Source organism: Streptomyces sp. NPDC007971 (assembly GCF_042958635.1).
Lineage (GTDB): Bacteria > Actinomycetota > Actinomycetes > Streptomycetales > Streptomycetaceae > Streptomyces.
Map to the genome: position 1 here is coordinate 1 of NZ_JBIBJK010000033.1, position 13015 is coordinate 13015.

12 protein-coding genes and 2 pseudogenes are annotated in these 13015 nt (G+C 68.6%); 6 read left to right on the plus strand and 8 right to left on the minus strand.

Features of this window, described 5'->3' with window-relative positions; translation table 11 throughout:
• Positions 1-270 precede the first annotated feature (270 nt).
• Positions 271-762 carry a hypothetical protein gene (locus ACFZCP_RS42195; RefSeq protein WP_391441882.1) on the plus strand — a complete coding sequence of 164 codons (492 nt, stop codon included), beginning with the start codon at positions 271-273 and terminating at the stop codon, positions 760-762.
• A 1056-nt stretch (positions 763-1818) separates the two neighbouring features.
• On the opposite strand, the gene ACFZCP_RS42200 is transcribed toward ACFZCP_RS42195, so the two are convergent.
• Together ACFZCP_RS42200 and ACFZCP_RS42205 are read right to left on the minus strand one after the other, a co-directional pair.
• Complete coding sequence (locus ACFZCP_RS42200) at positions 1819-2124, minus strand: FtsX-like permease family protein (RefSeq protein ID WP_391441885.1); 306 nt, start codon at positions 2122-2124, stop codon at positions 1819-1821.
• Positions 2121-2573, minus strand: coding sequence for a hypothetical protein (locus ACFZCP_RS42205; protein ID WP_391441887.1), 453 nt, complete (start codon positions 2571-2573; stop codon positions 2121-2123). Before ACFZCP_RS42205 ends, ACFZCP_RS42200 begins: the two co-directional genes overlap by 4 nt.
• Before the next feature lie 130 nt (positions 2574-2703).
• Between ACFZCP_RS42205 and ACFZCP_RS42210 the strand changes: the two are divergent.
• Positions 2704-3291 (plus strand): annotated as a pseudogene (locus tag ACFZCP_RS42210) (hypothetical protein); the annotation flags it as partial.
• 89 nt (positions 3292-3380) lie between these two features.
• Here the strand turns inward: ACFZCP_RS42210 and ACFZCP_RS42215 are convergent.
• From ACFZCP_RS42215 to ACFZCP_RS42225, 3 genes are all read right to left on the minus strand, one after another.
• On the minus strand, positions 3381-4067 hold the full coding sequence (locus tag ACFZCP_RS42215) for an alpha/beta fold hydrolase (RefSeq protein WP_391441890.1): 687 nt from the start codon (positions 4065-4067) through the stop codon (positions 3381-3383).
• 293 nt (positions 4068-4360) lie between these two features.
• The gene (locus tag ACFZCP_RS42220; RefSeq protein ID WP_391441893.1) at positions 4361-4717 is read right to left on the minus strand and encodes a hypothetical protein; all 357 of its coding nucleotides are present in this window, start codon (positions 4715-4717) and stop codon (positions 4361-4363) included.
• A 105-nt stretch (positions 4718-4822) separates the two neighbouring features.
• Entirely contained in the window at positions 4823-5749 is a 927-nt protein-coding gene (locus ACFZCP_RS42225; protein WP_391441894.1) for a dihydrodipicolinate synthase family protein, read from the minus strand.
• Between the two features lie 71 nt (positions 5750-5820).
• Between ACFZCP_RS42225 and ACFZCP_RS42230 the strand changes: the two genes are divergently transcribed.
• Both ACFZCP_RS42230 and ACFZCP_RS42235 read left to right on the plus strand, forming a co-directional pair.
• Positions 5821-6801 (plus strand): LysR substrate-binding domain-containing protein, encoded by a 981-nt coding sequence (locus tag ACFZCP_RS42230; protein WP_391441896.1) that lies wholly within the window; start codon positions 5821-5823, stop codon positions 6799-6801.
• 90 nt (positions 6802-6891) lie between these two features.
• A pseudogene (locus ACFZCP_RS42235) lies at positions 6892-7940 on the plus strand (IS630 family transposase).
• Positions 7941-8001: 61 nt separating this feature from the next.
• On the opposite strand, the gene ACFZCP_RS42240 reads toward ACFZCP_RS42235, so the two are convergent.
• Positions 8002-8655 (minus strand): methyltransferase domain-containing protein, encoded by a 654-nt coding sequence (locus tag ACFZCP_RS42240; protein WP_391441899.1) that lies wholly within the window; start codon positions 8653-8655, stop codon positions 8002-8004.
• Between the two features lie 835 nt (positions 8656-9490).
• A complete protein-coding gene (locus ACFZCP_RS42245; RefSeq protein ID WP_391441901.1) occupies positions 9491-10099 on the minus strand; it encodes a flavin reductase in 609 nt (202 codons plus the stop codon).
• A gap of 267 nt (positions 10100-10366) precedes the next feature.
• Between ACFZCP_RS42245 and ACFZCP_RS42250 the strand changes: the two genes are divergently transcribed.
• Positions 10367-11287, plus strand: coding sequence for a zinc-binding dehydrogenase (locus tag ACFZCP_RS42250; protein WP_391442071.1), 921 nt, complete (start codon positions 10367-10369; stop codon positions 11285-11287).
• A gap of 176 nt (positions 11288-11463) precedes the next feature.
• Here ACFZCP_RS42250 and ACFZCP_RS42255 read toward each other — a convergent pair whose 3' ends face one another.
• Positions 11464-12066 (minus strand): LysR family transcriptional regulator, encoded by a 603-nt coding sequence (locus ACFZCP_RS42255; protein WP_391441905.1) that lies wholly within the window; start codon positions 12064-12066, stop codon positions 11464-11466.
• Positions 12067-12099: 33 nt separating this feature from the next.
• Between ACFZCP_RS42255 and ACFZCP_RS42260 the strand changes: the two genes are divergently transcribed.
• On the plus strand, positions 12100-13011 hold the full coding sequence (locus ACFZCP_RS42260) for an alpha/beta hydrolase fold domain-containing protein (protein WP_391441908.1): 912 nt from the start codon (positions 12100-12102) through the stop codon (positions 13009-13011).
• Positions 13012-13015: the final 4 nt, after the last annotated feature.

Consider the following 13015-nt stretch of genomic DNA (forward strand, 5'->3'; position numbering starts at 1 on the left):
TCCCCCTCTGACCACCATCAACCCACAGTAACCACCACAGGCACCAGAACCCATGGAGCAGAACACGCATCACACACAAACCAGTTGACATCCCCTCTGGTCCTGCCCCTGGCGCATGCGTCGAGTCGGACCAGGAGCTCCGAGCCCGGCCGATTGCCTCCGCCAATCGGCGGTTGTCACCGTCCCGTCACAGCTGGCGAACGGCGAAACCCCGACCTGCGGTCCGGTATCTCCCTTGGTGTCAGCAGATCTTCGTAGCAAAGGATGTTCATGAATCACCGTTACATCTCCGGCGCCATCGTCCTCGCCTCCGCCGCCGCTCTCCTCGCCACCGCGGGTGGGTCTTCCAGCGCCAGCCCGAACACGGCAGCAAGCACCCCGGCCGTGTCCACCAAGGCCGGCTCGGCTGGGGCGGCGGGGGCTGCTGCCTGGAAGCCGTGTTACCTGCCCGCGGGGTACAAGCACTTCTTCAAGCTGGACTCCGCCAAGAACGTCCGGGGCAAGACCGTCGTGAGCGTCACGCCGGAGACGTGCAAGGTGAACACGGAGAACGACGAGGACGTCGTCTACACCCCGAGTGGACCGGCTCGGTCGCTCGCCTTCGCGTCAGGCGCCTCCGTCAAGGTGCTCAAGGGCGCCACAATCGTGAAGGTCGCCCCGAAGTGGCTGGTGAACCACCAGCTCGACAACAGCCCGTACTTCTACTACTGCGTCAACGGCCAGAGCCAGATCACCTCCATGCAGGAGATCTACCACCCGTAGGGGAGTGAGTCTGTTCTCAGCGGCCGCAGGCGATCAAGGAGCATCTGTGATCTTGGCGCCCGCGGCCCCGGCAGTTCTGCCCGCGCCTCGCCCGGCCTCGGTTGCACCTACCCAGGAGCCCGCGGACGTCGACGACGACCAGGAGCCGGTCCTTGAGGACCTGACCCACGAACAGGTTCTGGACTGGCGCGCAACTGTGCCGCCGCCGACCACTCCGTCGATCCACCGGGTAGTGGAGGACTGGAAGGGCCGGTCGGTGATCAAGTGGGCGATGCCGATGACGGGGGTCGCGTCGTGTCCGAGGGTCCGCACTGCCGATCCCGGGCGCGGCGGGACCGGCGGTCGCACGTTCACAGACCAGGCGGTGAAGCGCTCGGGCGAGCCGCAGGGGTAGACGGCAGCGCCCCCGGAGGCCAGCACTCCCGTCTTGCCGGCTGGGGGACCTGTGCCGGAGCCGTGGAGACACCGAAGACGCAATCGTTTGGAGGACGGTCGGGTCCTTTTCCCAGATCAGATATAGGACGGTGATGATTCCTTGGCCGACCAAGAACTGTCCCGCAATGACCACGGCGTCCGGGACAAAGCTCCCTCGACGGGCTGATGGCAGGCTCAGACGGTGGCTTGTGAAGTACCCACAGAACTGACGAAGTCGCCAGGAGCGCCGAAGTCGTCCTCGCGTTGGCGATCCTCGATTGACGTGGTGCAGAAAGCCAGGTGCGCGGTGGTGGGTGGTCACGTGCGCCTGGCTCAGGTCGCTCTCTTCGTCGTCCACCCACGCGAAGGGACGGCCGTTGGCGTAGTCCGCCAGGGGAGCAGTCTTCCAGCGAACCTGTCGGGGCGGCCTTGAAGCAGGGCACTGTCTCCAAGCAACGTACAAGGGCGCGCTGCCGTGAGGCGGCGCGCCCTTGTACGCGGCAGCCGGGGGGAGTAACTCCCGCATGCCCATGACGTTGATGGCTCGTTCCTGTGTCGTGCGCCAGGTCGACAGGAGCGCCGCCGCTGTCGCGACGACCGTGCACAGTGCTGAGGTGTGCCAGACGTCCGGCCAGGGGACGGTCAGGTGGGGGAGAGGGGGGCTGTGACGATGCGTTTCAGCGACAGTCTCTGCATGGCGATCACGGCGGCGCCGGCGCCGAGCGCCACTACCGCTGCGATCACTGCTGCCAGTGCCGCTTCCGCGCCCACCACGTGCAGTGTCTGGAGGCGGGTGCTGCCGGCGGGATCGAGTGCGGCGAGTTCGCGGCGTCGGCCGGCCGCCGACATGACGAGGGTGTTGGCGACCGAGATCAGCGAGTAGCCCACCGAGATGCCGAGGATGACCTTCGCTGCCGTGGCTGTCTTCTGCGCGAGGATGTCCTTCATGTGGGCGAAGTAGCCTCAACCGGGTCGGCGTTGACTGGCTGGTGGGCGAAAGCGGCGGCCAGTCGTTGCTGTACGTCCTTGCGGTCGGCACCGGGGCTGAGCGTCACCCAGGCACGCTCCATGCCGGTGCCGGCGGGTGCCCGGGCGGCGGACAGGAAGGTGGCGTCCCCGTCGAGGCCGGTCTGGATGATGGCGCCGATCCTCGCTGGGTGGCGGGAGCCGTCCGGCAGCCAGGTGTAGACGCGCTGTCCGAGGGCGAGGTCGTCGCCCTTGGCGGTCTTCTCGTCGATGACCAGGAAGTCGTCACCCAGATTCCTCAGGGATCCCTCGATCACCTTCGGGGTGAACACGCTGCCCAGGGTGCGGGAGGGAACGGCCTGGCCCGTGACCTTGTGCTCCTGCTTGACGTCATGGCCGGGCCGGATCCGCTGACGCTCGGTGTGGCGCACGAGGTGAGGGTGCCGCCCGCGCGTCATGAGCGGCTCGGCAATTCCGGGTCCTGGTCCTGGTCCTGGTCCTGGAGGAGTATCCGCTCATTGCGACCGGGTCTGCCGTGCGGGCTGTGTGAACCGGGTGGCCGACACGCTCTCCCTCGACGTCACCCATCACCTCATGGAGCACCACCACCGCTGCCGCGGGAGCTCGCCGCCACCGACGCCGCCCACCTGCGCGGAATGATGCCCGGCCAGAAAGTCCTGGTTGCCGGGGTGCGATCTTCCACCCAGACCCCGCCGATCCCGTCCGGAAAAAGGGTCATCTTCTGCGCGCTGGAGGACGGCTCGGGCCTGGTCGACATCGCATTCTTCGAAGACAGCCACGCCGCCTGCGCGCACACCGTGTTCCACTCAGGGCTCCTCCTGGTACGCGGCACCGTGGAGGCCCGCGGCCCGCGGCGCGCGCCGCACGGTCGTCGGCGCGATGGCATGGGACCTCGAAGAGGTCGCTGCCGCCCGCCGCGACCACGGCCCCCAGGCCGCACTCGACCTCCTCGGCCATACCACCGCGGCCCCGACGCCGGCACGGCCCCTGGCCCGGACCCTCATCTACGGCACCGCGGGTGCCCGCCTCCGCCCCTACGCGGACCGAAACCGACAGGTTCATGGAATGTCACGCCGCTTGGCGGGGGAACCCGAGGGCCACTCCTCCTGCTGGTCCTACTGGGCTTGAAAGCGTGATGTCGTTGCAAGGAGGCGGCCCGGTCGGTCCGGGGCCGCCTCCTTGCGTGTTGCGCTGCGGGCGGTCGTTGTCGGCTTGCCCTAGGCGTCGAGGGACTCCGCGGCCTCACGGATCACATCGAGGACGAAGTCAGGATGCGAGAGCATGGGAACGTGGCTGCTGTCCACGGGACGGATATTGGCGCCCATGCGCTCGGCGGCGGACCGCTCCAGGTCGGGGGGCACGGTACGGTCGTTGTTGGCGACGATGAACCAGCTTGGCTTCGTCCGCCAGGCGGTGCCGGGAACCTGCTGGTTGAACAGGTCCGCCACTGGCACAGCGCCCGTCGCCAGGACGAGCTTCTGCTCCGCTTCCGGGAGGTCACCGCAGAAGTGCGGGACGCCTGAGGCCTTGAGCCACACGCGGCCGTCAGCGACGTCCACGTGCTCGAAGATGGGCGTGCGGGGGAACTTGTCCAGCTGTTCCTGCGACGTCTCGTCCTCGTCCGGGGCGAGCGCGGCGATGTACACCAGAGCGCCGACGCGGTCGTGGGTGCCTGCTTTGGTGATCAGGGTCCCACCGTAGGAGTGACCGACCAGCACGATCGGGCCGGGGACGTGGTTGAGCGTGAAGTTGACGCACGCGACGTCGCTTTCGAGCGAGTCGAGGCCGTGCTGTGAGGCGAAAACCTCATGGCCTTCAGCCTGGAGCGTGGGGATGAGCTTGTTGAAGCACGACCCATCCGCCCAGAGTCCGTGGGCGAAGACAATGCTGGGCTTGCCCGCCATCGCATTTCCTCCTAAAGAGAGATTAAATATGCAACATTGCAGCATATTGCCCGTTCACTGCCTATTTTTGCGTGATGGTCAGGCGTGTCGCCCCGTCCCAATCGTTGGGCTGTGATGTTGAAGGTGTTGTCGTGGTGGTCATGTGTTGACGATCAGGCCCGTTTTGGCGAGGCAGCCGTCTATGAGGTCGCCGCGGTACTGGATGCGGCGCAGGCCGCGTCGGATGCGCTGTGGCTTTGTTCATGAGAACGGTCCGGAGTTCCACGGCTGCGAGAGCCCGGCGATAACGGCGTTCATGGCGGCCGGGGGCCGACCGGCTGCGGGCTGGCCGCGTAGGTTCCGTCTGACGTAGGCGCGAACGTTGCCGTAGCGTCCGGGTAGCCCTGTGCCTTGATCTCCTCCCACAATTTCCAGGCATTGGTGCAGCCTTCCTGCCATCGCTGGTCGAGGTAGGGCTTGTTGGCGGCCGGCTTGGTGGGGCGGCTTTGCAACTGGCCGGTGAACAGCTGCTCCGGCTCCGTGACACGGGAGAAGCGGAGAACGGTGTTGAGCCCCACGCCGAGCTGCCGAGCGATCGACCGCTTGCTGTGGCCGGCGGCCAGGAGTGCGTGGACGGTAGCGTGCTGGACCGACCCACCCGCCTCGGCCACCTGGAGAGCTCGCCCACGTGGGTCGGGTGGTGCCAGGGGAGCGGGCGGGCGCAATCGGCTTGCATCGAAGTCCACCGGGTTCCCCTGGAGGACCACGTGCCCGTGTCAGGCCGCGGCCTCGTGGTGGGCTTGGTGGGTCCGGGCGGTGACCAGGTCCGCCGCCCGCCGGACCGAATCGGGGGAGGCGGTCAGCAGCGGCAGCCGGACGGCCGGGCTGGGGATGCGGCCCTGAGCGTGCAACACCCCCTTGATCACCGTCGGGTTCGGCTCGGCGAAGAGCACGGCGGACAGCCGGGCCAGCTCGGCTCCCAGCCGGCGAGCCGGTCCGGCAGCGTCGCGCTGCCACAGCGAGATCAGCTCGGCGAAGTCAGCGGTGCGGACATTGGCCGACGCCAGGATCCCGCCGCGGGCGCCCGCCGCGAGCAGCGGCGATATGACGGCGTCATCGCCGCCGAGCACCGCGAAGCCCGGTGCTGACGAGTCGAGCAGTTCCATCGCGGCTGCGTCGATCGCGCCGGTCGCGTACTTGACTCCGACGACCCCCGGGAGGTGCCCGAGGTCGGTCAGGGCGCTGGTGCTGAGGGGCTGAGCGGTGCGGTACGGGATGTCGTAGACGACCAGCGGCAGGCCCCCGTGTTCGGCGAGTGCCGTGAAGTGCGCCAGCGTTCCCGCCTCACCGGGCCGGGTGTAGGGCGGCGCGGGAACCAGCGCCGCGGTGACGTCACCGCTTTGAGCGAGCTCCCGCAGTGTCCTGATCGCGGCGGCGGTGTCGTTGGTGCCGACGCCGACGATCAGAGGAGCTCCGTGTTCCCGGCAGGCGGCCGAGCAGATGCGGACCACGGCCCGCTTCTCCTCGGTGGTCAGCGTGGCTGCTTCCGCTGTGGTGCCCAGGGCTACGAGTCCACGAGCGCCGCCGGCCGACAGCGCCTCGTTGGCGAGGTAGGCGAGCGCGTCAGGGGCGAGGTGCAGATCGTCGGTGAACGGAGTCACCAAGGGGACGAACAGGCCGGTGAGGTTCGCTTCGGGCTTCATACACCCAGCCTGACCGCCACCAACCCAGTAGATCCAGTTCACGTTTCTTCGCCTATGCGTAAGATCAACTTATGCTGGATGTTCGACGTCTCCACCTGCTGCGCGAACTGGACCGACGCGGCACCATTGCGGCCGTGGCCGAGGCGCTGACCTTCACTGCCTCGGCCGTCTCCCAGCAACTGGGCGTGCTTGAGCGCGAGGCTGGCGTGCCCCTGCTGGAAAGAAGTGGCAGACGGGTGGTGCTCACACCTGCGGGCCGCACCCTCGTCACCCACGCCGACGCCGTTCTCGAACGCCTCGAACTGGCAGTCTCCGAACTGGCCGGGGCACGCCAAGGCATCGGCGGGCCGCTGCGGATCGGGACGTTTCCCTCCGGCGGCCCCGCAATCGTGCCCGCCGCGCTGGCCGAACTGGCCCTGCGGCACCCCGCGCTGGAACCGATGGTGCAGGAGATCGACTCGGCGCGAGTCTCCGACGGCCTGCGCGCCGGCGAACTCGACGTGGCCCTCGTCCACGACTACGACTTCGTTCCCGCGTCACCGGACACCACGGTCGATCAGGTACCCCTGTTGGAGGAGCCGATGTACCTGGCCACGGGCGGCGCTCCTGCTGCCTGTCCTGCCGCCCGCGGCGACACGCTGGCGCAGTTGCTCGGACCGTGGGCCGCGTGCCCCTGGATCACGGCCCGGGACGGTACGACCGGTCACGCGATGGCCGTACGCGCCTGTCAGGCGGCCGGTTTCCAGCCGCGCATCCGCCATCAGGTCAACGACTTCCGTACGGTTCTGGCACTGGCCGCGATCGGGCAAGGTGCCGGATTCGTACCGGAGATGGCTACCGCACACGCCCCTGAGGGCGTGGTGCTGACCCGGCTGCCCCTCTTCCGTCGCTCGAAGGTCGCCTTCCGCGCGGGCGGCGGCACGCACCCGGCAATCGCAGCATTCGTGGCGGCGGCGCGAACAGCGGTGGGTGCCACGGGCGGTGCCTTCTCGTGCAGTGACGCAAACGATCGCCGAGGTGGTGTTCGTGGTCCTCGGGCCGGCTGGATGTGACGACACGTCCGATCGGCGCGGGGAGGCAGGACGGTGCAACCGGTCAGGGTCCGCAGACTGACTGAGCAGGAGGGGCAGAAGCTGTAGCGGATCGTGCGTCGAGGCAGTACGAGCCCGGTGCGGTTCCGGCGGGCGGTGCTGCTGCTGGCCTCGGCGGGCGGGAACAGCGTGCCGGTGATCGCGCGGCTCGTGCAGGCGGGCGCGGACACAGTCCACGATGTGATCCACCGCTTCAACGAGATCGGGCTGGCCTGTCTGGACCCTCGGTGGGTGGGAGGCCGTCCCCGCCTGCTCAGCGACGACGACGAGGACTTCGTCATCCAGACGGCCATCACCCGCCCGGTCAAGCTCGGTCAGCCCTTGACCCGCTGGTCGGTCCGGACATTCTCCGAGCACCTGCGGCGCAACGTCGCCCGCCCGGTACGTGTGGGACGCGAGGCCTGCGCTGCCTGCTGAAGCGTGGCGGCGTGACGTTCCAGCGGGCCAAGACGTGGAAGGAGTCCACCGACCCCGATTTCGACGCCAAGCTGGACCGGATCGAGTACGCGCTGACCGAGCGGCCCGAGCGCACCTTTGCCTTCGACGAGTTCGGCCCGCTCGGCATCCGCCTCACCACCGGCCTGTGCTGGGCGAAGCAAGGCAAGTCCGACCGCTTGCCGGCGACCTATCACCGCACCCACGGAGTGCGCTACTTCCCCGGCTGCTACTCCGTCGGCAACGACACTCTCTGGGGCGTCAACCGGCGCCGCAAAGGCGCCGACCACAGCCTCGCCGCGCTCAAGAGCATCCGGGCGGCCCGGCCGGACGGTGCCCCCGTCTACGTCATCCTCGACAACCGCCGCCCACAAGGGCAGGGATGGGCGGCCAGGAACAAGGTCGAGCTCTGCTTCACACCGACCAACGCGTCCTGGGCGAACCCGGTCGAGGCGCACTTCCGGCCGCTGCGGCAGTTCACCCTCGTCAACTCGAACCACCCCATCCACACAGTCCAGACCCGCGCGCTGTACCGCTGCCTGCACTGGCGCAATCAGAACGCACGCCGTCCAGGCGTCCTGGCCGCGCAGCGCCGGGAACGCGCCCGTGTCCGCAGCGAAGAAGGCATCCGCTGGGGCGGCCGTCCTCTCAACCCAGCAGTCTGACCGCCCGCCCCGTGATCGACGGCGGTCCAGCCGAGCGGCCTCACCCCGGGAACGAGCCCCGTCAGGGCGATTCGGGCTTGCGGGCCAGAAGGCAGGCGTGCGGTCTGGTCACGCGTCCGCCGGGCTCCTGTTCCAGTCTCGCGGTGACGACGAGTCCGCCCTGGTCCAGCAGGTCGACCATGCGGTCCAGGGGTAGGAGGTACGACTCGTAGGACACCGGACGGCCATAGCCGTGAGTCGGCCGCAGCCGCTCATTGCCGACATAGTCTCCCCAGAGCAGGTAGCCGCCGGGCGCCAGCGTGCGGTGGAACTCGGCGAACACGTCCGGCAGCCACTGCGGGGGCGTGTGATGGGTGGAGTACCAGGCCAGGATGCCGCCGAGCTCGTCGTCCCTCATCTCCAGCGCGGTCATCGAGCCTTCGGTGAACCGCAGGTTCGGATAGGCGTGCCGGGCCAGCCCGACCATCATCGGCGACAGATCGACGCCGAAGACGGACACCCCCAGCCCGGCCAGGTGCGCCGTCACGCGTCCGGGGCCGCACCCCAGGTCCGCGACCGGCCCCAGACCGGCCGTCCGCACCAGCTCGGCAAACCCCGTCAGCATCGCGCGTGACAGCGGGTCCATCTCGGCTGGAGGCGGGACGCGTTCGACGTAATCGGCGGCGACTGTGTCGTACGACTCGCGGACGGCCGTCAGAAAGGAGGGCTCAGCCATGCGGGCGACCCTAGACCAGAGAACTGACAGACCATGACATGACCTTCAGCCGACCTGCGCGACGTCCACCGCTGCCGACACCCAGCCGTCACACCACGCCGCTGATCGTTTGCGGTCACGGCAGTAGCCCCTGCCCTGATCCGATCACGACCGCTGAACCAGACGTGTACTCACGCCCCGACGTCCCTGCCGGTCTGCGGGGCGGTGATGCCCGTCCCCTTGGCGAACCGGGGACCTGGCCAGGAGCTGGACAGTGCGGAGACGTACGGTCCGCAGCTCGTGCCGGTAGATGCGGATCCGTCGGGCGAGGTCGGGCGATCGACTTCCGGTCGGCTCACGGACCGCTCGCGCAAACGGTTCCGGGCGGAGCCCGAGGCCAAGTACAACCCCTCCGGTGGGTGAGCCATCAGGGCAGAGGGGTGATGCGCTGTGCCCTCAGACGTGTTGCTGTCTGCTGTGGGCCGACCCCCGGGAGCACGATCGTGACCGGGAGCGCGTCCGGCCTCAAAGAGGCAATACGTCGCTGTGGGGCGGGGCGGGGCGCGGCGGGGCGGATGGGTGACGGATCCTTTTCCACCTGATCTGAGGGAGGGACCCCATCCGGCCCGGCCGCAGCACCGGAGTCCCGGCGTGAGGGATGTAGAGAGGGATCCGGTAGGACTACGGAGGCTGCTGCGCCGGTGCTCGGTGCGTTGGGCGGGCTGCTGGCCGGTTTCGGCGCGCTGGCGACCGCCGAACTGGCGGCGGCGGTCCGCCTGAGGGAGGCAGGCGTCATCGTCTACGTCGCGCAGCGCACAGTCTCCACGAGCGGGCGCCGGCCTGTGCCCGAGCGCGATCAGTCGGCGCCGGGCTCCTCGTACGGGATGCGGCTCAAGTGCAGGACGGTGCCAAGAGTGCCCCATTCGTCGCCGCCGAGCTTGGTGAGCGGGCGCAGCAGCTCGCTGTTGGGGCGGTCGTCGACGATGAATTCCGTGTCCGCCGCGGCACGGACCACCCGCCCGAAGACCAGGGTGGAGTTTCCCATGCTGAGGGTGGTGTGTGAGCGGCACTCCAAAACCACATGGGAGGACGCCACTCTGGGCGGCCTTACACATTTGCTGGCTTCTCGCTCGACACCCGCCGTGTCGAATTCGCTGACCGACCGAGGAAAGTCGATGGCGGTGGCGTTGATCAGTTCCAGCAGTGGTTCGGATGAGAAGTTGACGACGAACTCCCCGGTGTCCTCGACGTTGCGCAGGGAATCCTTGCGTCCGATTGAGGTGAATTGGACGATCGGAGGATCGGTGCTGGCGATGCTGAAAAAGGAGTGTGGGGCGAGCTTCTCGGTGCTTCCATCTGAGGTTACTGTGGAGACCCACGCGATCGGCCGCGGAATGACGACCGATGTCAGGAACCTGGGAAAGGCGGTGCTGCCCATCGCCTCAGGATCGAATTCGACGCGCATGCTGTCGAATATTGACCCCTACGCCTTTTCCGCATCTATAGGCTGCGATCGTGTGTCGCGCGTGGTGCGGGCATGGTGTCGAATATGGCACCGGGCCTGACCGCCGGCGTCCATCGTTTGCCCCGGATACACCGTCTGAAGTGGCTTCGCGGCGGACCAGGCGCTGAGATGGGTCTTGGCCAGTCACCGCTCCTCTGCCTGACCACGACACGCGCAGACGGGCCGCACGTTTCGGATTCCGGAAACTGCACCGAACAGGGAGTCGCCATGCGAGCCGTCACTGTCCGAGACCCTGACGCTGGCGTCGGTGGCCTCTCCCTGACGGACATGCCCTATCCCCATGCCGCTGAGAACGACGTCATCGTGCAGGTGCACGCTGCCGGTTTCACTCCTGGCGAGCTCGACTGGCCGGCAACCTGGACGGACCGCGCAGGCCGCGAGCGGACCCCGAGCGTACCCGGGCACGAAGTGTCGGGTGTCGTCGCCAAGCTGGGATATGGAACCACCGGCCTCACCGTCGGCCAGCGGGTGTTCGGTCTGACCGACTGGGCCCGTGACGGGTCACTGGCCGAGTACGTCGCGGTGGAGGCCCGCAACCTCGCTCCGCTTCCGGTCGACGTCGACCACACCGTGGCCGCCGCGCTGCCCATCTCCGGGCTGACCTCGTGGCAGGGCCTGTTCGACCATGCGCGCCTCCTGACCGGTCAGACCGTCCTGATCCATGGTGTTGCGGGCGGCGTCGGGTCGATCGCGGTGCAGCTTGCGCGCGAAGCGGGAGCCCGAGTGATCGGTACCGGCCGGGCGGCGGACAGGAGCACGGCACTCGGTCTGGGTGTGAATGCCTTCCTGGACCTGCAGGCCGATCACCTGGAGGATGTCGGCGAAGTCGACGTGGTGTTCGACGTGATCGGCGGCGAGATCCTCGACCGCTCGGCCGCGCTGGTGCGCCCCGGTGGCACGCTCGTCACCATCGCCGCGCCCCCCACTGTCCGGCCCAAGGACGGACGGGCCCTCTTCTTCGTCGTCGAACCCGATCGTGCCCAGCTCACGGACCTCGCCCAGCGGCTCCGGGACGGACGGCTCAAACCCGTCGTCGGAGCCGTGCGGCCGCTCTCCGAGGCGCCCTCCGCGTTCGCCCCCGACCGGCGCACCCCGGGCAAGACGATCATCAGGGTCGTGGAAGGCTGAATGGGAGAACAAACGTGATCACCATGCGATGGTCGTCTCGGCGGTGACCTTCTGAACCTGGCTGGTCATCTCTGTCCAGAGCCCGCTCCTCTCGCCCGCACGCTACGTGGGTCAGATCGGGGCCGACAGGTCGGTTTCGACACATCGCACAGACTCAACGGTGCACCGGGCGCGCTCTAGCCGGTGCCGCCCGGGAACTCGGCGTGTGCCGCAATACCCGGCCGAAACTCCTCGGGATGCCGACACCGCCGCCTGCGGTACGACCACGATCGCTGCCGTCCGTCGTCGGTCCCGCTGCCTCTGTCCTCCGAAACCGGCATGGATACCCCCGAGCCTCGAATCCGGCTCGGGCCGGACGACGCTCCCGCATCCGCCACCGGTTCGCCGGCCTCGGCGAACACGGCACGGTGCCAGCGGGAGAAGAGCACCGTCGAGCCGGGCGACTGCTCGAATACCCGCCCGAGCAGCGCCCCGCTGAGCACCGAGACGGTGTAGTCGGTTCCGGCCAGACGGAACGCGTGTGCCGCGGTGGCCGGGTCGAACGTCTCTCCGGAAAAGACATGCTCCAGGCGTGGAAGTGCATGCTGCAACTCGGCCTGGATGCGCTCGGCCCGCGGGGTGAGCTGGTATCCGCCGGGGCCGCGCATGAGCAGCTCGTCGCCGAGGGTGGCGCGCAGGCGTTGCAGTGCCCGGCTCATCGACGGCTGGCTCATGCGCAGCCGGACCGCCGCACGGGATACGTGCCGTTCTTCGAGCAGCGCGTGCGCAGAATATGGCATTGCCGCATACTCCCTGGCGAAGGACGCCGGTGCATGAGTAGAGAACAGCGCGAGGCGCTCGACACGCTGTTCCGTACCGGCCCGCTGGAGGTCGGCGGGGACCACCTGCAGCAGCGGGAGGTCTTCACCCGGATGCTCACCTCCCGCCCGTTGCCCGACGACGTGATCCTCAGCCCCGGCAGCCTCGGCGGCGTCCCGGTGCTGGAGATCGGTATCGACGGCGCCGCCCCGAAAGGCACTCTGCTGTGGTTCCACGGCGGCTTCTACGTCTTCGGCTCGGCCCGCACATCGGCCGCTCTCGCCTCTCACGTCGCCCGACGGACCGGCATGAAGGTCATCTCGGTCGACTACCGGCTCGCACCCGAGCACCCCTACCCTGCCGCGCTGGACGACGCCCTGGCCGCCTACCGCGCCGTACTCGACACGACCGGGGACACCGGCCCGGCGGGCCTCGCCGTGGTCGGTGAATCCGCCGGTGCGGGCCTGGCCGCGGCACTGCTGGTCTCCGTCCGTGAGCAGAACCTGCCGATGCCGGCCGCAGGCATCCTGTTCTCGCCCTACGCGGACCTGACGCTGACCGGGACGAGCATGACGACCAAGCAAGCGGTCGACCCGTCGTTCAGCCCGGAGGCCATCGCGGTGCGAGCCAAGGACTACGTGGGCGCCGCCGACGCTTCGGAACCGCTGATCAGCCCGATGTTCGCCGACCTGTGCGGCCTGCCGCCGCTGCTGATCCAGGCGGGGTCCAACGAACTGCTGCTCGACGACGCGGTCAGGCTCGCAGCGCGCGTCGCCGCCCATGACGTCCCGGTCACCCTCGAGGTCACTCCCGGGGTCCCGCACCTGTTCCAGGCTTTCGCCGCGATGCTTGAGGAAGGCGAGGCCGCGCTGCGGCGAGTAGGCGACTTCCTGACTGCGGCGTTCACCTCCGGGGCTCCCCGATGACCGC